22 protein-coding genes and 1 tRNA gene are annotated in these 23,223 nt (G+C 69.9%); 18 read left to right on the forward strand and 5 right to left on the reverse strand.

What is annotated here, in order from left to right; all coding sequences use genetic code 11:
• Positions 1 to 96: 96 nt before the first annotated feature.
• Both BLR99_RS20710 and BLR99_RS20715 read right to left on the reverse strand, forming a co-directional pair.
• Complete coding sequence (locus tag BLR99_RS20710; RefSeq protein ID WP_011796480.1) at positions 97 to 1,236, reverse strand: LamG domain-containing protein; 1,140 nt, start codon at positions 1,234 to 1,236, stop codon at positions 97 to 99.
• A 13-nt stretch (positions 1,237 to 1,249) separates the two neighbouring features.
• On the reverse strand, positions 1,250 to 2,149 hold the full coding sequence (locus BLR99_RS20715) for a hypothetical protein (protein WP_017438830.1): 900 nt from the start codon (positions 2,147 to 2,149) through the stop codon (positions 1,250 to 1,252).
• A 258-nt stretch (positions 2,150 to 2,407) separates the two neighbouring features.
• Here BLR99_RS20715 and BLR99_RS20720 point away from each other — a divergent pair, with 258 nt between their 5' ends.
• The 3 genes from BLR99_RS20720 to BLR99_RS20730 are packed head-to-tail and all read left to right on the forward strand — an operon-like array spanning position 2,408 to position 6,787.
• On the forward strand, positions 2,408 to 4,774 hold the full coding sequence (locus tag BLR99_RS20720; RefSeq protein ID WP_011796478.1) for a Tex family protein: 2,367 nt from the start codon (positions 2,408 to 2,410) through the stop codon (positions 4,772 to 4,774).
• 49 nt (positions 4,775 to 4,823) lie between these two features.
• A complete protein-coding gene (locus tag BLR99_RS20725) occupies positions 4,824 to 5,651 on the forward strand; it encodes an HDOD domain-containing protein (RefSeq protein ID WP_011796477.1) in 828 nt (275 codons plus the stop codon).
• The gene (locus BLR99_RS20730; protein WP_017439428.1) at positions 5,648 to 6,787 is read left to right on the forward strand and encodes a patatin-like phospholipase family protein; all 1,140 of its coding nucleotides are present in this window, start codon (positions 5,648 to 5,650) and stop codon (positions 6,785 to 6,787) included. Before BLR99_RS20725 ends, BLR99_RS20730 begins: the two co-directional genes overlap by 4 nt.
• A gap of 26 nt (positions 6,788 to 6,813) precedes the next feature.
• Here BLR99_RS20730 and gbd read toward each other — a convergent pair whose 3' ends face one another.
• Positions 6,814 to 7,950, reverse strand: a complete 1,137-nt coding sequence (gene gbd, locus BLR99_RS20735; protein WP_011796475.1) for a 4-hydroxybutyrate dehydrogenase — start codon at positions 7,948 to 7,950, stop codon at positions 6,814 to 6,816.
• Between the two features lie 81 nt (positions 7,951 to 8,031).
• On the opposite strand from gbd, the gene BLR99_RS20740 reads away from it, so the two are divergent.
• The 3 genes from BLR99_RS20740 to BLR99_RS20750 all read left to right on the forward strand — a co-directional run bounded on the left by BLR99_RS20740 (position 8,032) and on the right by BLR99_RS20750 (position 10,907).
• A complete protein-coding gene (locus BLR99_RS20740) occupies positions 8,032 to 8,901 on the forward strand; it encodes a 2-keto-4-pentenoate hydratase (RefSeq protein WP_011796474.1) in 870 nt (289 codons plus the stop codon).
• 193 nt (positions 8,902 to 9,094) lie between these two features.
• Entirely contained in the window at positions 9,095 to 10,051 is a 957-nt protein-coding gene (locus tag BLR99_RS20745) for an alpha/beta hydrolase (protein ID WP_041827527.1), read from the forward strand.
• The gene (locus BLR99_RS20750; protein WP_011796472.1) at positions 10,038 to 10,907 is read left to right on the forward strand and encodes a YbgC/FadM family acyl-CoA thioesterase; all 870 of its coding nucleotides are present in this window, start codon (positions 10,038 to 10,040) and stop codon (positions 10,905 to 10,907) included. The genes BLR99_RS20745 and BLR99_RS20750 overlap by 14 nt, the downstream gene beginning before the upstream one ends.
• 193 nt (positions 10,908 to 11,100) lie before the next feature.
• Here BLR99_RS20750 and ygfZ read toward each other — a convergent pair whose 3' ends face one another.
• Positions 11,101 to 12,015 (reverse strand): CAF17-like 4Fe-4S cluster assembly/insertion protein YgfZ, encoded by a 915-nt coding sequence (gene ygfZ, locus BLR99_RS20755; RefSeq protein ID WP_011796471.1) that lies wholly within the window; start codon positions 12,013 to 12,015, stop codon positions 11,101 to 11,103.
• A gap of 47 nt (positions 12,016 to 12,062) precedes the next feature.
• On the opposite strand from ygfZ, the gene mltG reads away from it, so the two are divergent.
• The 6 genes from mltG (at position 12,063) to BLR99_RS20785 (ending at position 16,856) form a co-directional block, all read left to right on the forward strand.
• Positions 12,063 to 13,097: an endolytic transglycosylase MltG gene (gene mltG, locus BLR99_RS20760; RefSeq protein WP_041827526.1), complete on the forward strand. Its 1,035-nt coding sequence runs from the start codon at positions 12,063 to 12,065 to the stop codon at positions 13,095 to 13,097.
• Positions 13,098 to 13,137: 40 nt separating this feature from the next.
• Positions 13,138 to 13,803, forward strand: a complete 666-nt coding sequence (tmk, locus tag BLR99_RS20765) for a dTMP kinase (RefSeq protein WP_011796469.1) — start codon at positions 13,138 to 13,140, stop codon at positions 13,801 to 13,803.
• Entirely contained in the window at positions 13,800 to 14,801 is a 1,002-nt protein-coding gene (locus BLR99_RS20770; protein WP_011796468.1) for a DNA polymerase III subunit delta', read from the forward strand. The genes tmk and BLR99_RS20770 overlap by 4 nt, the downstream gene beginning before the upstream one ends.
• A 19-nt stretch (positions 14,802 to 14,820) precedes the next feature.
• Positions 14,821 to 15,180, forward strand: coding sequence for a PilZ domain-containing protein (locus BLR99_RS20775; protein WP_011796467.1), 360 nt, complete (start codon positions 14,821 to 14,823; stop codon positions 15,178 to 15,180).
• Between the two features lie 174 nt (positions 15,181 to 15,354).
• On the forward strand, positions 15,355 to 16,149 hold the full coding sequence (locus tag BLR99_RS20780; protein ID WP_011796466.1) for a TatD family hydrolase: 795 nt from the start codon (positions 15,355 to 15,357) through the stop codon (positions 16,147 to 16,149).
• 11 nt (positions 16,150 to 16,160) lie between these two features.
• On the forward strand, positions 16,161 to 16,856 hold the full coding sequence (locus BLR99_RS20785; RefSeq protein ID WP_011796465.1) for an ankyrin repeat domain-containing protein: 696 nt from the start codon (positions 16,161 to 16,163) through the stop codon (positions 16,854 to 16,856).
• Between the two features lie 25 nt (positions 16,857 to 16,881).
• Here BLR99_RS20785 and msbA read toward each other — a convergent pair whose 3' ends face one another.
• Positions 16,882 to 18,684 (reverse strand): lipid A export permease/ATP-binding protein MsbA, encoded by a 1,803-nt coding sequence (msbA, locus tag BLR99_RS20790; protein WP_011796464.1) that lies wholly within the window; start codon positions 18,682 to 18,684, stop codon positions 16,882 to 16,884.
• 135 nt (positions 18,685 to 18,819) lie between these two features.
• On the opposite strand from msbA, the gene tolB reads away from it, so the two are divergent.
• From tolB to BLR99_RS20820, 6 genes are all read left to right on the forward strand, one after another.
• Positions 18,820 to 20,136 carry a Tol-Pal system beta propeller repeat protein TolB gene (tolB, locus tag BLR99_RS20795; protein WP_011796463.1) on the forward strand — a complete coding sequence of 439 codons (1,317 nt, stop codon included), beginning with the start codon at positions 18,820 to 18,822 and terminating at the stop codon, positions 20,134 to 20,136.
• Between the two features lie 65 nt (positions 20,137 to 20,201).
• Entirely contained in the window at positions 20,202 to 20,747 is a 546-nt protein-coding gene (gene pal / locus BLR99_RS20800) for a peptidoglycan-associated lipoprotein Pal (RefSeq protein ID WP_011796462.1), read from the forward strand.
• Positions 20,747 to 21,553 (forward strand): tol-pal system protein YbgF, encoded by an 807-nt coding sequence (gene ybgF / locus BLR99_RS20805; RefSeq protein ID WP_011796461.1) that lies wholly within the window; start codon positions 20,747 to 20,749, stop codon positions 21,551 to 21,553. Before pal ends, ybgF begins: the two co-directional genes overlap by 1 nt.
• Positions 21,550 to 22,449 carry a tRNA threonylcarbamoyladenosine dehydratase gene (locus BLR99_RS20810; RefSeq protein ID WP_011796460.1) on the forward strand — a complete coding sequence of 300 codons (900 nt, stop codon included), beginning with the start codon at positions 21,550 to 21,552 and terminating at the stop codon, positions 22,447 to 22,449. Before ybgF ends, BLR99_RS20810 begins: the two co-directional genes overlap by 4 nt.
• Positions 22,450 to 22,494: 45 nt before the next feature.
• A tRNA-Lys gene (locus BLR99_RS20815) sits at positions 22,495 to 22,570 on the forward strand.
• A gap of 165 nt (positions 22,571 to 22,735) precedes the next feature.
• Positions 22,736 to 23,176, forward strand: coding sequence for a DUF1810 domain-containing protein (locus tag BLR99_RS20820; protein ID WP_017438512.1), 441 nt, complete (start codon positions 22,736 to 22,738; stop codon positions 23,174 to 23,176).
• The last annotated feature ends 47 nt before the right edge of the window (positions 23,177 to 23,223 follow it).

Genomic DNA, 23,223 nt, shown 5'->3' on the forward strand with positions numbered 1-23,223 from the left:
GACTGTTCATCCGGTGTCCTGTCCTGAGTTGCTGGGGCCTGGTAACCACAGCTTCCCAGGTCGGGCCTGGATGAACAACCTATTGAGACATCACAGCTAGCGGGCGCCATACACCACGCCCGGCCGGGTTCCATCGAGATCGTCGGTCCAGTCATTGGCAACCGGCTCCAGACCGAATTCACGTTCGAGGGACACGAAGCGGTAGTTGCCAGCGCCGTCGGTATAGACCGCCAGGCCCTGGGGTGTGAGGGCCACGGTGTGCCAGACACCGGCGATGCTTTTGTCGTTGAACGTGGCTGCAATCTTGCCGTCGGCCCCGTAAAGGCGCAGTTCGCCTGTTCCCACCACCTGCCCGGCATCCATGCGCTCGATTTGGCGCAGGGCAAAGCGTCCCCCGGGGGCGAGCCGCACCTCGGCGCTGACATCGTTGGGAGACTCGCCAAGGCGAGTGAAGCGGCGCGTTGCCGTATCGGCCATGCCTGCCTGCGGAAGTTGCTTGCCCTTCGTGTCGGCGAATTCGACGAGGGCCGTGGACGCGGACCACTCCGTGACCTGTGGCGACGCGACGTTGTCCATGCCCTGGTAACTGGCGAGATCCGCTGCCGGCAGGTCGCTGCTCTTGCCCGGTGGTGCGGCTGCCCAGCCTCCCTTGCCGTCGTTTGCAACGCGGGGCGGGGTCCCGTTCAGCACGTCGAAGAGACCCAGATCGGAGGATTTCTCCAGGTGCCAGTCCGGCAGGGAAAATGTCAGCAGCCGGTAGCGTTTTTTCGGTTCGTCGCCCGAGCGGTAAAACTGGTCCGTGGCGACCACGTGCACGCGCCCTTGCGCCAGGTCGCTGGCACTTTGGGGCGATACAGGATGCGCGAGGCAACTGTCCGGCCGTACGCCCGGTGAAGGCGCGGCGGCCACCGCAGGCGGCGTGCCGCTGCGCTCCGCGAGCTGGAAGGATGCGACCTTCTTCCTCTGTTCAAGATCGATGCGGTCCACCAAGCCATTGCAGTAGACCGCGTAAAGGTAACGATGGTTCGACCGGCTCTGAAGGCCCGGGCCTTCGGGGGACGGAACGCCCTGCGATACGGAAGCTTGGCTTGCGGGCGCCGCCGCCTGCGAAAGGGGCGCGGCCTGTGGCGCCGGGGGAGTGTCGCCGTTGCGGGAGCAGGCGCTGAGCAAAGCCAGGGCAGCGGTTGCCAGTGCCGAGGAAAGCCGGCAGAGGTGCGATGGGTGAGGGATGGGCATGGCGGACTCCAGGTCAGAAATCCTGTGCAGCTTCGACGTGCTCCACATAAGCCGGATCGCCTTTGCTTCCCCGTTCTGCAGTGGGAACCCGCTCCCACTCGGCCGAGCCCTGCTTTCCGTCCGGGCCGAGGGTGACGAACAACTTGCCTGCTTCGGTGCGGACCCGGTATTCATGCAGCTTGTTTGCATAGCCATTGAAGCCGCGGATGGTGTCCAGTTCGAGTTGATCTTCCGTGAAATCGGGCAACGTCACCTGGACAGGGGGGAGGCCTTGTCTCGCCCGGGCCTGGTTGTAGGCATTCACCAGATGCCGGAACTCATCGCTGCGGCGCACAGCGGCCGGATAGGCGCGAGCATTGCGCTCCTTCTCCTTGTAGAGGGCCCAGCCCGCCCGGATATTTTCCTTCCAGTTCCATACCTGATCCGCAGTGGGTGCCGGGCGCGTTATCTGCGCGAGCCCCACACCTCCCAAGCGGTCACTGCTGTATTTGGGCCAGAGTTCAGGAGGACGAAACTGCTGGAGCGAGCTTTCCTGCCGCAACTGCTTGCGAAAGCGCACTTTGGTGGCGCCGATGCTGTCGGCGAAGGCACGGATGGCTGTCGGAGTGGGGTTGGTTCCTGCGATCAGCAGAGAGCCCAATGTAGCCTCGTGGGTCGCACCTCCCACACGGGCGATGACGTGTACCGTGAGGACACCGCCCCGGACATGCGAGAACGGAATGCGCCAGGTGTTGGCGTGCCCGGCCGGGGCCCGCATGACCGGATGCTCGGTCGATCGCCCTCCGCCAAAAAAAGTCTTGGTGGGCGGAACGCCGTCATTGAAGGTCAGCGTGGCGCTCCATTCGTACGTGGGGGTCGCACCTGGCGGGATGGAAATGCCCTGCAGCTCCGCAGTCACGGTGATGATGGGCATCGAAGCATCGGCACCGATGGAAAACCGCGGGCCTGGCGGCTGGCTGGTGATAACGAGAGGCATGTTCCAGGAAGACGGCGGCAGGGGGCCTCGGCTGAATGTTGCGCCGCATTGTCGGTCCGGCCGCATGCCAACTGCGCGGTCGTATTGTCACGAATTGTTGTGCACTTCGGGTGCGAGGAGGCGACCCGGCGTGCTCCTCCGGCCGCTATGGCACACTCGCCCGCTTCGAGTTTTCATCGTTCGTTCGCAAGGGATATGCAGCAGATCATCCGGCAACTGGCCACGGAAATCAGGGTGGGGGAACAGCAGGTCCGTGCGGCCGTGGATCTGCTGGACGGCGGGGCCACGGTGCCCTTCATCGCGCGCTACCGCAAGGAGGCCACGGGCGGCCTGGACGACGTTCAACTGCGCGAACTGGAGGCGCGGCTCGCCTACCTGCGCGAGCTGGAGGACCGCCGCGCCGCGGTGCTCAAGGCCATCGACGAGCAGGGCAAGCTGACCGATGCGCTGCGGGCCGCCATCGCCGCCGCGCCCACCAAGCAGGAGCTGGAAGACATCTACCTTCCCTACAAGCAGAAGCGCCGGACCAAGGGGCAGATCGCGAAGGAGTTCGGCATCGAGCCGCTGGCCGACCGCCTGTTCGCGGACCCGACGCTCGACCCGGCCGTGGAGGCGCAGGCCTTCCTGCGCCCGCCCGAAGTGCTGGACGACGGCAAGCCGGGCGCCGATTTCTCCACCGTGGGTGCGGTGCTGGACGGCGTGCGCGACATCCTTTCCGAGCGCTGGGCCGAAGATGCCGCCCTGGTGCAATCGATGCGGGAATGGCTCTGGACCGAAGGCCTGCTGCGCAGCAAGAAAGTGGAGTCGAAGAACGAGGCCGACCCGGAGGTGGCGAAGTTCCGCGACTATTTCGACTACGACGAACCCATCGGCCGCGTGCCGTCGCACCGCGCGCTGGCCGTGTTCCGCGGGCGGGCGCTGGAGATCCTGGAGGCCAAGCTCGTGCTGCCCGTGGAACCCGAGCCCGGCAAGCCGAGCATTGCCGAGGGCCGCATCGCGCTGCACCTGGGCTGGAGCCACGCGGGCCGGCCGGCCGACGACCTGATCCGCAAGTGCGTGGCCTGGACCTGGCGCGTGAAGCTCAGCCTGTCCACGGAGCGCGACCTGTTCTCGCGCCTGCGCGAGGAGGCCGAGAAGGTGGCGATCAAGGTCTTCTCTGACAACCTGCGCGACCTGCTGCTGGCCGCGCCCGCGGGCCCGCGGGCGGTGATGGGCCTGGACCCGGGCATCCGCACCGGCGTGAAGGTGGCGGTGGTGGATGCCACCGGCAAGCTGGTGGAGACGGCCACGGTCTATCCGCACGAGCCACGCCGCGACTGGGAGGGCTCTCTGCACACGCTGGCGCGCCTCGTGCAGAAACACGGCGTGCAACTGGTGGCCATCGGCAACGGCACCGCGAGCCGCGAGACCGACAAGCTGGCGGCGGACCTGCTCAAGCTGGTGGCCAAGGCCGACCTCGGTTTCGAGAAGGTGGTGGTGAGCGAGGCGGGTGCCTCCGTCTATTCCGCCAGCGAGTACGCCAGCCAGGAAATGCCGGACGTGGACGTGAGCCTGCGCGGCGCGGCGAGCATCGCCCGCCGGCTGCAGGACCCGCTGGCCGAGCTGGTGAAAATCGACCCGAAGAGCATCGGCGTGGGCCAGTACCAGCACGACGTGAACCAGAGCGAACTGGCGCGCACGCTGGACGCGGTCGTCGAGGATTGCGTGAACTCCGTGGGTGTGGACCTGAACACCGCGAGCGCGCCGCTGCTCTCGCGCGTATCGGGCCTGTCGGGCAGCGTGGCCAAGGCCGTGGTGCGCTGGCGCGAGGCCAACGGCGCCTTCCGCAGCCGGCGCCAGCTCATGGAAGTGGCGGGCCTGGGCGCGAAGACGTTCGAGCAGTCTGCCGGCTTTTTGCGCATCCGCGGCGGCGACAACCCGCTGGACATGACGGGCGTCCACCCGGAGACCTATCCGGTGGTGGAGCGCATCCTCGCGCACACGGCCAAGCCGGTGAACGAAATCATGGGCCGCGCCGACATGCTCAAGCAGCTCAAGCCCGAGCTGTTCGCCAACGAGAAGTTCGGCGTGATCACGGTCCGGGACATCCTCGCCGAACTCGAAAAGCCCGGCCGCGACCCGCGCCCGGACTTCAAGGTGGCGCGCTTCAACGACGGCGTGGAGGACATCGCCGACCTGAAGGAGGGCATGGTGCTCGAGGGCACCGTGAGCAACGTCGCGCAGTTCGGCGCTTTCGTGGACCTGGGCGTGCACCAGGACGGCCTGGTCCACGTGAGCCAGCTCAGCCACAAGTTCGTGCAGGACGCGCGCGAGATCGTGAAGACCGGCGACATCGTGAAGGTGAAGGTGCTCGAGGTGGACCCGGTGCGCAAGCGCATCAGCCTGACCATGAAGCTCGATGCCGCACCGGCGCGCCGCGACCAGGATGGCCGCGGCCCGCGCGAGAACCGCTTCGAGGGCGCCGGCCGCGGCTATGCCCAGCCCGCGCGCCGCGCGGCCGACCCGGCTCCCCAGTCGGCCATGGCGTCGGCCTTCGCGAAGCTGCAGAGTCACAAACGGTAAGAAACGTTTTCAGGCGTGGATAATGGGGCGACCGCCCCGCACCCACGCCATGGAACTCAACGCCCTGCTGGAAATCCCCGTGGCGCTGCCGAGCCATCCGCGCGCGGTGGCGCTGCTGATGGCCGAGCTGTCGCGCGCCGAGCCGAGCCTGCGGCGGCTGACGCAGATCTTCGGCACCGATCCGGCGCTCGCCGCACGCCTGCTCGAACTGGCCAATGGACCGGAGTTCGAAGTGCCGCGCGCGGTCTGCGGCGTGCCGGAAGCGCTGGCGCTGGTCGGCATCCCCCAGGTGCGTGCGCTGGTGGGCTCCGCCCCGCCGGGCACCACGTCCCGCTCTGTGCCGGGCGTGAACCTGCAGCAGTTCTGGCGCTACAGCCTCCACACGGCCAAGATGGCGCGCTCGCTCGCCGGCGTGGTCCGGCACAACCCCATGGCGGGCTACACGGCCGGCCTGCTGCACGGGCTGGGCGAATTGCTCATCCACCTGGGTCATCCGGAACGGCTGGCATCGGTGGATTCCGTGGTCGGAACCTTCGATCCCCGCCGCGCGGTCCTGGAGCACCGCCTGCTGGGCTACGGCTTCGGCGCCGTGAGCGCGGCAATGGCGCGGCGCTGGCAGCTGCCGCAGGTGGTGGTGGATGCCTTGCAGTACCAGCACGCACCCTTCGAGAACAGCGTCTATGAACCGCTGGCCGGCGTGCTGCACCTGGCCGCCTGGCGTGCCTGGGCCCGCGAAGCCGGCTGGGGGGACAAGGAGCTGGCCGTGTCCTTTCCGGCGGAAGTCGGCCTGCCGCTGGGCCTGGATATCGACATGGTGCTGCAGCAGGACCCGATCGACTGGACGGCGCCCGTGGATGCGGGCGCCTACCTGGTGTGACGGCATCGCGGTCCGCTTCCGTGCGTGCGCTGCGCATCCACGCCGGCCCGGCGGCGCTGCGGCACATCGCGCGGGAGGGGTTGTCGCCCGCGGATGTGGCGGTGGTGCCCGCAGCGGCCGGAGGCCCCAAGGGGCTGGTGCTGGGGCCGATGGATCGTTTCCTTTTCGGCGACTGGCTCGCGCAGGGCACGCAGCCCGTCCACCTGGTCGGCGCGTCGATCGGCGCCTGGCGCATGGCCACGGCCTGCCTCGGGAGGCCCGTGGAGGCGTTCGAGCGGCTGGAGCAGGCCTATATCCACCAGGCCTACGACCTTCCGCGGGGCCGCAAGCGGCCCGATCCGGCGCATGTGAGCGAGCGGTTCGTCCAGAACCTGCAGGCCTTCTGCGGCGGGCGCGTGGACGAGGTGCTCTCGCACCCGCGCTACCGGCTGCACATCGTGGCGTCCCGTGGGCGGCATCTGCTCGCGCGGGAGCACCGCGTGGCGACGCCCCTGGGCTATCTGGGCGCCTTCGCGGCAAATGCCCTGCACCGGCGTGCGCTGGGCCTGTGGCTGGAGCGGGTGGTGTTCTCGTCGCCCGGAGGGGGCGGCGCCCCGGCCCCGTTGCCGTTCGAAGCGCGCGACTATCCCACGCGCCAGGTGGCGCTGGATGGCGGCAATTTCCTGCCGGCCCTGCAGGCGAGCTGTTCGATCCCGTTCGTCCTGCAGGCCGTCCACGACATTCCCGGCGCGCCGCGGGGGGCGTACTGGGATGGCGGCATCACCGACTACCACCTGCACCTGCGCTATGCAGGCCACGGGCCGGCCCGCCGGGGCGGCGGCGCGGGCCTGGTGCTGTACCCGCACTTCCAGCAGCAGGTGGTGCCGGGATGGCTCGACAAGGGGCTGCGCTGGCGGCACCGCCCCACACGGGCGCTGGACGCCGTGGTGCTGCTCTCGCCCGATCCTGCCTGGGTGCGCGAAGCCCTGCCCGAAGGCAAGCTGCCCGACCGCCAGGACTTCCTGCGCTATGGGACCGACACGGCCGCCCGGGCGCGCGCCTGGAGCGCTGCGGTGGCGGCCAGCCGCCAGCTGGCCGACGAGTTCGCGCAATGGCTCGCCCGGGGCTGTCCCCCGGATGCCGTGGAGCCGCTGTAGGCCGGGTTCCACCAGGACTGCTTCGGCTACATCGACGCTTCCAGCATGGCCCGGTAGTCGTCCACGCTGGCCTCGCGCGGATTGGTCTTGTGGCAGTGGTCGGCCATGGCGCCGCGGATCACGCCGTCCCACACATCTTCTCCGACCCCCATCGCGGCCAGCCCGGTCGGCAGTCCCAGGCGCGCGCTCATGTCGCGGATCGCATCGGGAATGTCGTCCGCGCTGGCCAGGCCCATGGCCTGGGCCATGCGCTCCAGCCGGCGGTCGCGGCGCACGGCCTCGTCCTGCGCATTGAAGCGCACCACCGCGGGCAGGAAGACCGCATTCAGGGTGCCGTGGTGCAGGCGCGGGTTGATGCCGCCCAGGCTGTGGCTGAGCGAATGCACGCAGCCCAGGCCCTTCTGGAAGGCCATGGCGCCCTGCATGCTCGCGCTCATCATGTGCAGCCGTGCGTCGCGGTCCTGCCCGTCGCGCGTGGCGCGCTCGATGTGGGCCCAGCCGCGGGCCAGGCCGTCGAGCGCGATGCCGTCGGCCGGCGGGTTGAAGGCGGAGGACATGAAGGTTTCCATGCAGTGCGCGATCGCGTCCATGCCGGTGGCGGCGGTCAGGTGGGGCGGCAGGCCCAGTGTCAGGGCCGGGTCGCAGATGGCGGCCTTGGGCACCAGGTGCCAGGAGTGGAAGCCGAGCTTGCGGTGGTCGTCCACGATCAGGATGGCGCCGCGCGCCACCTCGCTGCCCGTGCCTGCCGTGGTGGGCACGGCGATCAGGGGCGCCACCCGCTCCGTGATCCGGGGCGAGCCGCCTTCGATGGTCGCGTAGTGCGTGAGCGGCCCGTCGTGCGTGGCGGCGATGGCGATGCCCTTGGCGCAGTCGATGGCCGAGCCGCCGCCGACGGCGATCAGGCCGTCGCAGCCATGGGCGCGGTAGATCTCCACGGCCGCGCGCACGGCGGCTTCGGTGGGGTTGGCGGGCGTCTGGTCGAACACCGCCACCGGCAGGCCGGCGAGCGCGTCCAGCGCAGGCTGCAGCACGCCGGCGGCCTTGACGCCGGGATCGGTGACCACGAGCGGGCGCGTGATGCCCGCGCGCACGCATTCCTGGGCGAGCAGCCGCACTGCGCCGAATTCGATCTGGATCTGGGTGATGTAGTGGATGAGGGCCATGGTGGTGATGGGGGTTGCCAGGATGCGCGCCCTGGCGTATTGGTGGTCTGATCACGCCAATCTACAACCCCGGAGCTTTCCATGGCCCTGCAGCAAACCCTCATCGCGGCGCTGGCCGCCGTCGCCTGCGTTACAGGAGCGCGGGCCGCGTGCCTGGACGATGCGCAGGTGGCCGATCTCGCGGCGCACTACATGGCCCGCACGCCCGCGGCCAATCCGCCGCCCATGGACGCCGCCGATGCCGCCTGCACCCGCGGCAAGTTCAATGCGCTGCTGGAGCAGCGCCTGGGCCGGCCCGTCGGCTACAAGGCCGGCCTCACCAACCCGGCGGTACAGCAGCGCTTCCGTACGGACCAGCCCGTGTGGGGCCGCCTCTATCCGGGCATGGTGCTACCCTCCGGCAGCACCGTGGATGCTGCCTTCGGTGCACGGCCGCTCTATGAAGCCGACATGCTGGTTCGCGTGAAGAGCACAGCCGTCAACCACGCGCGCACGCCGCTGGAGGTACTGGACGCCATCGACCAGGTGATTCCCTTCATCGAACTGCCCGACCTGCTGGTGCAGGTGCCGCCCCAGCTCGACGGGGCGGGCGTGGCTGCGATCAACGTGGGTGCGCGCCTGGGCGTGGCCGGCACGCCTATCGCCGTGCCGGCGCTGCGGGCCGAGCGCTACGCGATGCTCGATGCCCTGGCCGCGATGACGGTCACGCTCACCGACGGCACGGGCGCCAGGCTCGGCGGCGGCCGCGGCAGCGACATCCTGGGGCATCCGCTGCAGGCCGTGGTGTGGCTGGCCGGTGCGCTGCAGAAGGAAGACGCCGCGCTGAAGCCGGGCGACCTTGTCAGCCTGGGCTCGTTCTCCGCATTGCTGCCGCCGCGGCCGGGCCTTGCGGTGACGGCCACGTTCGCCGGACTGCCGGGGGCCGCGCCCGTGGAAGTGCGTTTCAGGTAAGAAGCTATGGCCGCGGCTGCGTCCTGCGCCCCGGTCGCGCAGGGCACTGCAGGCGGCACCGGTTTCGGGGATGATCGGCGATGCGCCGCAGTGCGTGTTCCCTGTCTGTCCCCGATCCGTGATTCCCGTGACCGCTCCACCTCTTTCGCCGCCTCCGATATCCACCCCCCGCGCGCACCGCCTCACGCCGCAGATGCGCAGCGTGATCGACCGCATGCACCGCGCGCGCCGTCCGCCGCTGGAAACCCTGTCCGTGCAGGAGGCCCGTGCCGCCTATGAACTGGGCGCGGGCGTGCTCGAGATTCCCAAGCCTGCGCTGCCGCGCGTGGAGCCGCTGCGCATCCCGGCGCGCGACGGCCATGCGCTGCCGGCACGCCTGTACGCGCCGCACGCGGAGGGCGGTGCATTGCCGGTGCTGCTCTACCTGCATGGCGGCGGCTTCACCGTGGGCAGCATCGACACGCACGACACGCTGTGCCGCGAGCTGGCGCGCCGTGCCGGCTGCATGGTCGTGTCGCTGGGCTACCGGCTCGCGCCGGAGCACCGGTTCCCCGCGGCGGTGGAGGACACCTGGGATGCCCTGGCCTGGCTGGCCGCTGAGGGTCGCGGCATCGGCGCCGACCCCTCGCGCATCGCGGTGGGTGGCGACAGCGCGGGTGGCACGCTGGCCGCCGTGGCAGCCCTGCAGGCGCGCGATGCGGGCCTGCCGCTGGCGTTGCAACTGCTGATCTACCCGGGTTGCGCCGCGCACCAGGACACGCCCTCGCACGCGCTGTACGCGCACGGGTTCGTGCTGGAGGAGCCGGCCATCACCTGGTTCTTCAGCCACTATGTGACCCACGCCCAGCGCGACGACTGGCGCTTCGCTCCGCTGCATGCTCCCGATGTGGACGGCGTGGCGCCCGCATGGGTCGGCCTGGCCGAATGCGATCCGCTCGTGGACGAGGGGATTGCCTACGCCGACAGGCTGCGTGCCGCGGGCGTCGCCGTGGACCTGGAGATCTATCGCGGCGTCACCCACGAATTCATCAAGATGGGGCGCGCCATCCCCGAGGCGCGCACCGCCCACGGCCATGCTGCTGCCGCCCTGCGCGCGGCCTTCGGCCTGCCCGGACCCCTGGACGAGGAGACCTCCGATGCGACGCGCTGATTTCCCGTGTACCGAACGCCTGCGCGTGCGCTGGGCAGAGGTGGACATGCAGAAGATCGTCTTCAACGGCCACTACCTCATGTACATCGACACCGCCATGTCCGCCTACTGGCGGGCCCTGGCCATGCCCTACGAGGAAGGCATGCGCGCGCTCGGCGGCGAGTTGTACGTGAAGAAAGCCACGCTCGAATACCACGGCTCCGCGCGGCTGGACGACATGCTCGACGTGGGCCTGCGCTGCGCGCGCATCGGCAACAGCTCGCTGCGCTTCGAGGCCGGCATCTTCGTGGGCGACCGCCTGCTGGTGTCGGGCGAGCTGGTCTATGTGTTCGCTGATCCGGCCACGCAGACCTCGCGGCCCGTCCCCGCCGCGCTGCGCGCGCTCATCGAGGCACACGAAGCCGGCCACGAGGTGGTGGAGCTGCGCATGGGCGACTGGGCCACGCTGGGGGCCGACGCGCTGCGGCTGCGCATGGCCGTGTTCGTCGAAGAGCAGGGCATCGATCCGGCACTGGAGGCCGACGCGCTCGATGCGGAAGCGGTGCACATCGTCGCCTACAACCGTATCGGGCTGCCCGTGGCCACCGGCCGGCTGCTGCAGCCGGCGCCGGGCGAGGCACGCATCGGCCGCATGGCCGTGGACCGCGCGGTGCGCGGGCAGCGGTGGGGCAGGGCGGTGCTGGATGCGCTGGTCGAGGCCGCGCGGGCGCGGGGCGACAGGCGGGTCACGCTGCACGCGCAATGCACCGCCGAGAACTTCTACCGCCGTGCAGGCTTCGAGGTGGAAGGCGAGCGCTATGAAGAGGCGGGCCTTCCCCATGTGAACATGAGCATCTCGCTGGTGACATCCCCCTGAGCGGCTGACGCCGCTTCCCCCTTCTCTCGCGCTGGCGCGCGGGAAGGGGGACGACGCCGGTGGCCGGGCGGAGCCCGTTCCACGGCGTCCGCTGGCGTGGCCCGCTCCGCGGCCCTCTGACGGGAAAGGCCGTTGCGGTATCGGACATCTTTCGCAAGGCGCCCGCTCAGGCAGCCGGAAGATCAGGGCAGCGTCAAATATCGTCGAGCAGCGCGTAGGGCAGGTCGCCCAGGGCGAGGGGCACGCCTTCCGGGCCGCCCACGCGCAGCGCCTCGCCGGTGGAGGCCACCTGCAGGGCCACCAGCGCATCGAAGCCGCCGCCCGGTGCCGCGGCGGCCTGGACCACCGTGCCGCAGGGCTGCTCGGCATCGCTGGCGGCGAACACCTCGGCGCCCACAGTGATCGCCTCGGGGGCATGCGCCAGGTAGGTGCGGCGCTTGAGCGTGCCGCGGAACTGGCTGCGCGCCACCACCTCCTGGCCGGGGTAGCAGCCCTTCTTGAAATTCACGCCGCCCACCGATTCGTAGTTGAGCATCTGCGGCACGAACAATTCGACCAGCGGCGCCGTCAGCGTGGCCACGCCACTCTGCACTTCGCCCCACTCCCAGAGGCCGGGCGCCAGGGCCGGGCCGGACGGGGCAGGCTGGCCCGTGGGTTGCGCCAGCAGGGCGCGCGCCTGCCCGGCGCCGGGATAGAGGTGCACCACGGTGCCCTGGGGGGTGTCCTGCCGGCTCCAGGGCGGCAGGGCCTCGCCCGCCACCGCGGCGACGGCATCGCCGGCCAGGCCCCAGAGCGCGAAGTCGGCCGTGGCATCGGTGAGCCGTGCCTTGGCGCGCAGCACGAACATCGACAGGCGCTTGAGCACCGGGGCGAGCACGTCGCGGCTGCAGACCAGCAGGACCTCGGCATCGCCCACGCGCCAGCCGATGAAGCTGGCCTGCATGCGGCCCTTGGCCGAGAGGAAGGCCGCCAGCCGCGCCTGCCCGGGCGGCAGCAGCAGAAAGTCCTGCGTGAGCTGGCCGTGGAGGAATTGCGCGGCGTCTTCTCCTTGCACGCGGATCACGCCGAGCCCGTTGAGGGGGGCCAGGCCATTCAGGGGGGACGTCATGGGTGAATTATCATGCCCGGCTCTTTCCCCTCTCTGCATTCCGGTCCGTGCGCCGTTTCTTCCTTTTCATCGTACTGGTGGCCTTCGCGGCGGCCGGCCTGGGTTTCTGGTGGCTCCACCATCCGCTGCCGCAGCGAGCGGCCGCGGGCGCCGCCACGGCCGGGGGCACCCCCGGCGTGCTGGAGCTCGAGATCGAGCCCGGCACCACGCCGCGCGGTGTCGCCGTGGCCGCCGTGCAGGCCGGCGTGGATACCGATCCGCGCCTTCTCTATGCCTGGTTCCGCCTGTCGGGCAAGGACCGGCTGATCAAGGCCGGCAACTATGAGATCCCGCCGGGCACCACCCCCTTCGGCCTGCTGCAGAAACTCGTGCGCGGCGAGGAGGCACTGCGCGCCGTCACGCTCGTGGAGGGCTGGACCTTCCGCCAGTTCCGCGCCGCGCTGGACCGCGACGAAGCGCTGCGCCACGACACCCAGGGCCTGGCCGACGCCGCCATCATGGAGCGCCTGGGCCGCCCCGGGGTGCCGCCGGAGGGGCGCTTCTTCCCTGACACCTACACCTTCGCCAAGGGTACGAGCGATCTCGCGGTGATGCGGCGGGCCCTGCGCGCCATGGATCGCAGGCTGGAAGCCGCATGGGCGCAGCGCTCCGCCGACCTGCCGCTCAAGAGCGCCGACGAGGCCCTCATCCTCGCGAGCATCGTCGAGAAGGAAACCGGCCGCGCCTCCGACCGCGGCCAGATCGCCGGCGTCTTCGTCAACCGGCTGAAGGCGGGCATGCTGCTGCAGACCGATCCCACGGTCATCTACGGCATGGGCGAAAAGTTCGACGGCAACCTGCGCCGCCGCGACCTGCTGGCCGATACGCCCTGGAACACCTACACACGTGCCGGCCTGCCGCCCACACCCATTTCGATGCCGGGCAAGGCTTCGCTCATCGCCGCCGTGCAGCCCGAGCGCACGCAGGCCCTCTATTTCGTGGCGCGGGGCGACGGCACCAGCCACTTCAGCCCCACGCTCGACGAACACAACCGCGCGGTGAACCGCTACCAGCGCGGCCAGCCGGCGCCGCAGGGGCAGTAAACCGCACCGGCAGCGCACGCACCACAAAGGTCTTTCTTCCATGCAGCGACGGGGTTGGTTCATCACATTCGAGGGCATCGACGGGGCGGGAAAGTCCTCCCACATCGAGGCCGTGGCCGAGGCGCTGCGCCGCGAGGGCCGCACGGTCACCGTGACCCGCGAGCCCGGGGGAACGCCCCTGGCCGAGACCCTGCGCTCGCTGCTGCTGAACGAGGCCATGGACGCGCTCACCGAGTCGCTGGTCGTCTTCGCCGGCCGCCGCGACCACCTGCGCTCGGTGATCGCGCCTGCGCTCGTGCGCGGCGAGGTCGTGCTGTGCGACCGCTTCACCGACGCCACGTTCGCCTACCAGGGCGCGGGGCGGGGCTTCGACCGGGCCGTGCTCGCCCAGCTCGAGCGCATCACCCAGTCGGGCCTGCAGGAAGGCACGGATGCCGTCCTCCATCCCCACCTGACACTCTGGTTCGACCTGGCACCGGACGTGGCCGCAGCGCGGCTCGAAGGCGCGCGCGCGCCGGACCGGTTCGAGGCGCAGCCCGTGGAGTTCTTCCGCCGCGTGGCGCAGGGCTATGCCGACCGGGCGGCGGCCGACCCCGGTCGCTTCGCGCGGCTCGATGCCGACCAGCCGCGCGAGGCGGTGCGTGCGCAGCTCATGGAAATCCTCCACCGGCGTGGCGTGCTGGATGCGGCGCAGGAGGGCGGATGAGCGCGGCCGCCGTGTCTCCCTGGATCGCTGCCCAGCGCCGCAGGCTCCTGGCCCAGCGCGGCCATGCCTGGCTGCTCAGCGGCCCCTCCGGGCTGGGGCAGTACACGCTCGCGCTCGAACTGGTGCGTGCCTGGCTGTGCGAAGCGCCTGCCGAAGACGGCGCATGCGGGCACTGCGGCAGCTGCCATGCCATCGACGTGCGCACCCATGCCGACCTCTGCGTGCTCATGCCCGAGACGGAGATGATCGAGCGCGGATGGCCGCTGCCCGAGAAGGCGCAGGCCGAGATCGACGACAAGAAGCGCAAGGCCAGCCGCGAGATCCGCGTCGAGGCGATGCGCGACGCGGTGCAGTTCGCGCAGCGCACTTCCGCGCGCGGACGGGGCAAGGCCGTGCTCGTCTATCCGGCCGAGCAGATGAACACCGTCACCGCCAACGCCCTGCTCAAGACGCTGGAGGAGCCCGTGGGCGACGTGCGCTTCGTGCTGGCGAGCGAGGCCGCGCACCAGTTGCTGCCCACCATCCGCAGCCGCTGCCTGGGCCACACGATGCAGTGGCCCGGCGAGGAAGAGTCGCTGGCCTGGCTCGCGGGGCAGGGCGTCGCGGCCGATGCCGCGGCATCCCTGCTGCGGGCGGCCGGAGGCCGGCCCGAGGACGCCCTGGCCTTCGCCCGGGGAGGGCGCAGCCCCCAGGCCTGGTCGCAGATTCCGCGCGCCGTGGCCCGCGGCGACGCAACGGCGCTGTCGGACCTGTCGCCCGCCGACGCCGTGGACGCCCTGCAGAAGCTCTGCCACGACCTGCTCGCCCGGCGCGTGGGCGCCGCACCCCGCTACTTCGCCGAGGCCGACCTGCCTTCGCCGCCCGGCGTCGGCCCGCTCACCCGCTGGGCCCGCGCGCTCGCGAAGGAGGCCCGCACCGCGGACCATCCCTTCAATCCGGGATTGATGCTGGAGTCGCTTGTTGCCCAGGCGCGAAACGCCCTAAACTCCCGCCATTGAACGACCGGCCCGTCCCCACATGAGTACCCCTCCCAGCGCCCCCCGTCCCAGCGTCATGCAGCTGGCCATCAAGGAAAAGGCGGCACTCTACGCGGCGTACATCCCGTTCTTCTCCGAAGGCGGCATCTTCGTTCCGACCCAGCGCGAATACCGCCTGGGCGACGATGTGTACGTGTTGCTCACGCTGCCGGAGGACACCCAGCGCTATCCCGTGGCCGGCCGCGTGGCCTGGGTCACGCCGGCGCGCGCCGCCGGCAACCGGACGCAGGGCATCGGCATCCAGTTTCCCAAGGACGACAAGTCCCGCCTGCTCAAGGCCCGCATCGAAGAGATCCTGGGCTCGACCCTGTCCTCCGATCGGCCAACGCAGACCATCTGAGCCGGTCCGCCGCGTCCGCTCGGCCCTGAGTCTTGACGCCGTATGGGCCGGCGCGGCCCCGTGCCGGCTCCGCCATTCCGGGAGGAAGGCGATCCGTTCCGCAGGCCGGAACCCGGCCGTTCCGCCGTTCTCCTACGGCCGTGGCGTCCCGCGCCGCCTAACATTCCTGCAGCCATGTTCACCGATTCGCATTGCCACCTGAGCTTTCCCGAACTGTCCGCGCAACTGCCCGCCATCCGCCAGGCCATGGACGAGGCGCGCGTCACCCGCGCGCTGTGCATCTGCACCACCATGGAGGAATTCGGCGACGTGCATGCGCTCGCGCTCGCCCACGACAACTTCTGGAGCACGGTGGGCGTGCATCCCGACAACGAGGGCGTTACCGAACCGTCGGTGCAGGACCTGCTGGACCGCGCCGCGCTGCCCCGGGTCATCGCCATCGGCGAGACCGGGCTGGACTACTACGGCATGGAAGACCGCAAGGGCGGCCGCAGCATCGCCGACCTGGAATGGCAGCGCGAGCGCTTCCGCACCCACATCCGCGCCGCACGGGCCTGCGGCAAGCCGCTGGTCATCCACACCCGCAGCGCGTCCGACGACACCCTCGCCATCCTGCGGGAGGAGGGCGAGGACGGCGCGGGCAAACGTGCGGGGGGCGTCTTCCACTGCTTCACCGAGACGGCCGAGGTGGCACGCGCGGCGCTGGACCTCGGCTACTACATCTCGTTCTCGGGCATCCTCACCTTCAAGAATGCCCAGTCGCTGCGCGACGTGGCGGCCTTCGTGCCGCTCGACCGCATGCTCATCGAGACCGACAGCCCTTACCTCGCGCCCGTGCCCTACCGGGGCAAAACCAACAACCCGTCCTACGTGCCCTTCGTGGCGCAGCAGATCGCGGCGCTCCGGGGCATGCAGGCTGAAGCCGTGGGCGAGGCCACGAGCCGGAATTTCGACACGCTCTTTTTCTGAAAGGATGCTCCATGACGCAGCTTCGCCCCCTGTCGCGGCGCCTGTTCGTCTCCGCCGCGGCGCTGGCCGGCGCGGGCCTGTGCGCTGCCTGCGCGCACGCCGGCGCCTATGACGATTTCTTCACCGCCATCGTGCGCGACCAGGGCGACGACATCACCGCGCTCGTGCGGCGCGGGTTCGATCCCAACACGCGCAACCCCAAGGGCGACGTCGGCCTCACGCTGGCCCTGCAGCAGGGCTCGATGAAAGCGTTCGACGCGCTCATGGCCGCGCCCGGCATCAAGGTGGAAACGCGCAACTCCAAGGACGAGAGCCCGCTCATGATCGCCTGCCTGCGCGGGCAGGTCGCCGCGGTCCGCGCGCTCATCGCCAAGGATGGCGACGTCAACAAGACCGGCTGGACCCCGCTGCACTACGCCGCTTCCGGCACCACCGACCAGCAGCTGGAAATCACCCGCCTGCTCATCGACCAGAGCGCCTACATCGACGCCGAGTCTCCCAACGGCACCACGCCGCTCATGATGGCCGTGAGCTATGGCCGGGCCGACGTGGCGCGCTTCCTGGTGGAGCAGGGCGCGGACCCCACCATCAAGAACCAGCTCGGCCTCACCGCCGCGGACTTCGCCCGGCGCGCGGCGCGCCAGGACATGGTGGACCTCGTCGCGGAGGCCATCCGCCGCCGCCAGCCCAACCGCGGCAAATGGTGACCGGGTAGCGGGTAGCGGCCGTCCCTCAGCCGCCCGCGAGGGCGGAGCCCTTCAGGCGCGCATACAGGCCGCCGCGCGCCTGCAGTTCGGCATCCGTGCCCTGTTCCACGATGCGGCCGCGCTCCATCACCACCACCCGGTCGGCATGCTCGATGGTGGAGAGGCGGTGCGCGATCACCAGCGTGGTGCGCCCGCGCATGAGCCGCTGCAGGGCGTCCTGCACCAGCCGCTCGGATTCGGTGTCGAGGGCCGAGGTGGCCTCGTCCAGGATCAGGATCGGCGCATCCTTGTAGAGCGCCCGCGCGATCGCCAGGCGCTGGCGCTGGCCACCGGAGAGCTGTACGGCGTTGTGGCCCACCAGCGTGTGCATGCCCTGTGGCATCGACGCCACGTGCGCCGACAGGTTGGCTGCTTCCAGGCAGGCCTGCACGCGCGCCTCGTCCACGTCCGCGCCCAGCGCCACGTTGGCCGCCACGGTGTCGTTGAACATCACCACGTCCTGGCTCACCATGGCGAACTGCGAGCGCAGCGCGGACAGGTTCCATTCCTCCAGAGGCCGGCCGTCGAGCAGCACGCGGCCCTCGGTGGGCTGCAGGAAGCGCGGCAGCAGGTTGACCAGCGTGGTCTTGCCGGCACCCGAGGGGCCCACCAGCGCGACGACCTCGCCGGGCCGTACCGACAGGTGCAGCCGGTCCAGCGCGGGCGCCAGCTCGGCCCCGAAGGCCACCGTCACGCCCTCGAGTTCCAGCGCGCCCTGCGCACGCTCCTTCGGCGCGTGCCGGCCGCCCGACTCGGCCGGCGCGCTCTCCAGCAGCACCAGGCCGCGCTCCAGCGCGGCGACGCCGCGCGTCAGCGGGTTGGCCACGTCCGCCAGCCGGCGGATGGGCGCGATCAGCATCAGCATCGCCGCCATGAAGGCCGCGAAGCCGCCCACGGTCACTTCCCGCGTCTGCCCGATGTGGCTCTGCCAGAGCGCCACGCAGATCACCGCCGACAGCGCCGCCGCGGCCAGCAATTGCGTCAGCGGGGTCATCGCGGCCGAGGCGATCGTGGCCTTGATCGCCAGGCGTCGCAGGCTCTGGCTGAGCACCCCGAAGCGGCGCGCCTGCGCGGGCTGCGCGCTGTGCAGCCGCACCATGCGGTGGGCCAGCACGTTTTCCTCCACCACGTAGGCGAGCTGGTCCGTCGCTTCCTGGCTGCTCTTGGTGATCTGGTAGAGGCGGCGCGACAGCGTCTTCATGATCCATGCCACGCCGGGCACCAGGAACGCGACGATGAGCGTCAGCTGCCAGTTCAGGTAGAGCAGGTACACCAGCAGCGCGACCAGCGTGAAGCCGTCGCGCGAAATGCCCAGCAGCGCCTGCACCAGCTGCGTGGCGCCGTTCTGCACTTCGTACACCACCGTGTTCGACAGCGTGCTCGCCGACTGGCGGGAAAACAGCGCCATCTCCGCCGACAGCAGGCGCTCGAACAGTGTCTCGCGCAGCTTCAGCATGCCTTCGTTGGCGATGCGGGCCAGGGCGTATTGCCCGCCGAACTGCGCCAGCCCGCGCACGAAAAACACCCCCATGACGGCCACCGGCACCAGCCAGAGCTTGAGCGAGCCTTCCGTGAAGCCCTGGTCCAGCAAAGGCTTGAGCAGCGCGGGGATCAGCGGCTCGGTCACCGCGGCCACCACGGTGGCCAGCACCGCCAGCGACCAGGCGAGGCGCTGCCCCCCGAAGTACGAGGACATGCGCCGCAGGCGCGCGAACAGGGAAGGGGGGGCGGATGCGGGAGCCGCGGCGGTGTCCGTCGCGGGGGCTCCCTGGGGGGCGGAGGCTTGCATGAAGGGCGGATTCTACGTAGGACCGCGCCGGCAACTTGCACAGTTTGTCACAGGGCTGTCCGCCCTGTGTGTAACATTCGGCCCCTGACCTTCCGGTTTCCCTCCGGCGAATGGTCCGGTATCCCAACGCTGTCAATGACTTCAGACCGCCCATCCCATCCTCTCGCCGCGGCCCTGCCGCACGCCACGCGCCGCCACGCCATCGTGGCCCTCGCCTCCGCAGCCTCCTTTCCCGCCTTCGCGCAGTTCCGCGTCGAGATCACCGGCGTGGGCCTGACCCAGTTGCCGACGGCCATCGCGCCGTTCCGCGGCGAGGCGGGTGCACCGCAGAAGATCTCCGCCATCGTGCAGGCCGACCTGGAGCGCAGCGGCCAGTTCCGTGCCGTGGACGCCTCCGGCCCGCAACTGGACGAAAACTCCCGCCCCGACGTGGCCCTCTGGAAGCAGAAGGGCGCCGATTCGCTCACCACCGGCAGCATCACGCGCCTGCCGGACGGCCGCTACGACGTGCGCTTCCGCCTCTGGGAGACGGTGCGCGGCGAGGACAAGGGCGGCCAGAGCTTCGTGGTCACGCAGGCCGACCTGCGGCTCGTCGCCCACCGCATCGCCGACTACGTGTACGAGAAGCTCACCGGCCAGCGCGGCATCTTCTCGACCCGCATCGCCTACGTCACCAAGGCCGGCAGCCGCTACAGCCTCTGGGTGGCGGACGCCGACGGCGAGAACGCCCAGTCGGCGCTCTCCAGCCCCGAGCCCATCATCTCGCCGGCCTGGTCGCCCTCCGGAACGCAGCTTGCCTACGTGTCGTTCGAGTCGCGCAAGCCCGTGGTGTACGTGCACGACGTCTCGACCGGCCGTCGCCGCCTGATCGCCAACTTCCGCGGCTCCAACAGCGCGCCCGCCTGGTCGCCGGACGGCCGCACGCTCGCCGTCACCCTCAGCCGCGACGGCAGCTCGCAGCTCTACACGATCGACGCCAACGGCGGCGAGCCCCGCCGGCTCATGCAGAGTTCGGGCATCGACACCGAGCCCACCTATTCCAGCGACGGCCGCAGCATCTACTTCGTGAGCGATCGCGGCGGCGCCCCGCAGATCTACCGCGTGCCCGCCACGGGGGGAAGCGCCGAGCGCGTCACCTTCACGGGCACCTACAACATTTCTCCGAGCATCAGCCCCGATGGCAAGTGGTTGGCCTACATCTCCCGTGTGGGAGGGGCTTTCAAACTCCACGTCATGGATCTGACGTCCGGCAGCGTGACCGCCATCACCGACACCACCGCCGATGAGAGCCCGAGCTTCGCGCCCAATGGCAGACTCATCGTCTATGCGACCCAGCAGCAGGGCCGCGAAGCGCTGATGACCACCACGCTGGACGGCAAGATCAAGGCCCGTCTGGCGGGGCAGAATGGCGATATCCGGGAGCCGGACTGGGGTCCGTTCCAGAAACAATAATTTGAATCTTTTTCGTTTTTCAGACTCGACAGTAACGCTTTATCCGGACTAGGAGAACCATCCCAATGATCAACCTTCCCTTCAAACGCATTTCCCTGGCCCTCACCGTGGCCGCTCTCATGGCGGGCTGCAGCTCGGGCGTGAAGCTGGAGGACGTGCCTGTCGAGAACAAGGGGGCCACCTCCACGGCTCCCGACGGTGCCAATTCCAGCGGAAATTCCCAGAGCGGCGTCGCTCCCGTGGACCTGAACCAGTCGGCGCGCGACGCTGCCGGCCCGGTCGGCGTGGCCCGCATCGTGTATTTCGACTTCGACAGCTACGTCGTCAAGCCCGAGTACCAGTCGCTCATCGAGCAGCACGCCCGGTTCATCAAGGCCAGCCAGGGCCGCAAGGTCATGATCGAAGGCCACACCGACGACCGCGGCGGCCGCGAATACAACCTGGCCCTGGGCCAGAAGCGTGCCGAGGCCGTGCGCCGCGCGCTGGGCCTTCTGGGCGTGCCCGAGGCCCAGATGGAAGCCGTGAGCTTCGGCAAGGAAAAGCCCGCGGTGCAAGGCAACACGGAAGACGCCTTCTCGCAGAACCGCCGCGTTGAACTGTCCTACCGTTGATGGCGAACCCCACCGTGCAGCAGCGGACGCGTGAGCGCGTCCGCAAGGCGGCGGCGCTCGCCGCGCTGTCGCTGGCGGCCGGCTTCGGTGCCACGGCCAGCCATGCCGCGCTCTTCGAGGACGAAGAGGCCCGCCGCGCCATCCTCGAATTGCGCCAGCGCGTCGATGCGCTCCAGCAGCAATTGGGCGGCGACCAGCGCCGCAGCTCGGACGAGACGTCCCAGATGCGCCGCAGCCTCATCGACCTGCAATCGCAGATCGAAACCCTGCGTTCGGAGCAGGCCAGCCTGCGCGGCCAGAACGAGCAGCTGCAGCGCGACGTGGCCGACCTGCAGCGCCGGCAGAAGGACATCGCCCAGGGCGTGGACGAACGCCTCAAGCAGTTCGAGCCGGCCAAGGTGACCATGGACGGCCAGGAATTCCAGGCCGACCCCGCGGAAAAGCGCGACTTCGAAGCCGCGCTGGCCGTGTTCCGTTCGGGCAAATTCCCCGATGCCGTGTCCGCCTTCGGCAACTTCCTGCGCCAGTATCCCCGCAGCGGCTACGTGCCCTCGGCCCGGTTCTGGCTGGGCAACGCCCAGTACGCCACGCGCGACTACAAGGAAGCGATCAACAACTTCAAGGCCCTGCTGGCCGCGTCGCCCGACCATGCGCGCGCGCCGGAAGCGGCCCTGTCGATCGCCAACTGCCAGATCGAGCTGAAGGACACGCGCGCCGCGCGCAAGACGCTGGAAGACCTGCTGCGAGCCTATCCGCAGTCCGAAGCCGCTGCCGCGGCCAAGGAACGCCTCGCGCGGCTGAAGTGAGCACGCCGGGGCAGCAGCATCCGCAGGGGGTGGCGCCGGAGACGGCGCAGCCCTCCGCCCATCCTCCCTCGGGCTCCGGCCCGGGGGCGCAAGATCCCTTCCTCCTCGACGCCGACCTGCGCCGCCGCTTCGGTGGGCTGGAGCGCCTCTACGGCGTGGAGGGGGCCGCCCGCATCCGCGCGGCCCACGTCGCGGTGGTCGGCGTGGGCGGTGTCGGCTCCTGGGCCGTCGAGGCCCTGGCCCGCAGCGGGGTGGGGCGGCTCACGCTCATCGACCTCGACAACGTGGCGGAATCCAACGTGAACCGCCAGATCCACGCCCTGTCCACCACCGTGGGACAGGCCAAGGTCGAGGCCATGCGCGACCGCATCGCGCTGATCCACCCGGGCTGCCAGGTGCACTGCATCGAGGAATTCGTCGATCCCGGCAACTGGCCCGCCATCCTGCCCGAGGGCGTGGACGCGGTCATCGACGCCTGCGACCAGGTCCACGCCAAGACCGCCATGGCGGCCTGGGCGCTGAAGCTGCGGCATGGCCACCACCGCTTCATCAGCGTGGGGGCGGCCGGCGGCAAGCGCCTGGCCCACAAGGTGGACATCGACGATCTTTCGCAGACCACGCACGACCCCTTGCTCGCGCAGCTGCGCTACCGCCTGCGCAAGCAGCACGGCGCCGCGCGCGAAGGGCGCCGCATCGGCATCACCTGTGTTTTCAGCCGCGAAGCCGTGGCACCTCCGCATGCCTCGTGCGCGCTGGATGCCGGCGCGGACGGCACCCTGAACTGCCACGGCTACGGCTCGGTGGTGTCGGTCACCGCCACCTTCGGCCAGTGCGCCGCCGGCTGGGTGCTCGATCGGCTCGCGGAATCTGGTTCGGGCCCTAAAGTAGCGCTATAATTTGAGTCTTTGCTGTTGCGGCCTCCGGGCCGTGGCAGCAATGTTGGGACGTTAGCTCAGTTGGTAGAGCAGCGGACTTTTAATCCGTTGGTCACAAGTTCGAATCTTGTACGTCCTACCAGGAAAATCCAGGAAACCCTGCTATGCACAACGTAGCAGGGTTTTTTCTTTTCTGAGGCTTGGCGGGTCTGGCAGGCCGGGCCCGTATGGCACTTGCCCCAATTAAGGCTGCCTTGGCATTACTTTCCACGGGGCGCTTTCCCGGGCGCGCATCTAGAATGGGCCGATGCCCACATCCGTTGCCCTGGACCGTTTCATCAATGCCCAGGAGCCTGTCTGGGACCGGGCAGTGTCTGAACTGAAAGCCGGGAAAAAGCGCTCCCACTGGATGTGGTTCATCTTCCCCCAGATCCAGGGCCTGGGCCACAGCGACATGGCGCAACGCTACGCCATCCAGAACCGCGCGGAGGCCGCGGCCTACCTGGAGCATCCCGTGCTCGGAGAGCGCCTGCGCGAAGCCTGCCGCGTCCTGCTCGGCCTGGATGGCGGCCTGTCTGCCCATGGGATCTTCGGTTCCCCGGACGACATCAAGCTCCGCTCCAGCATGACGCTGTTCGCCGAGATGGCCGGGCCGGGCAGCTGTTTCGATGCCGTGCTGGCCCGGTACTTCGATGGCGTGAAGGATGCGCGCACGACCGAGCTGCTCGGCCCCATGCCTGACGCCTGACGCCGCAGCGGCTTCATTGCCGGAAGGCTGCTGCTCGCAGGCGCCGG

The sequence above is a fragment of the Paracidovorax citrulli genome (genome assembly GCF_900100305.1).
Taxonomy (GTDB): Bacteria; Pseudomonadota; Gammaproteobacteria; order Burkholderiales; family Burkholderiaceae_C; genus Paracidovorax; species Paracidovorax citrulli.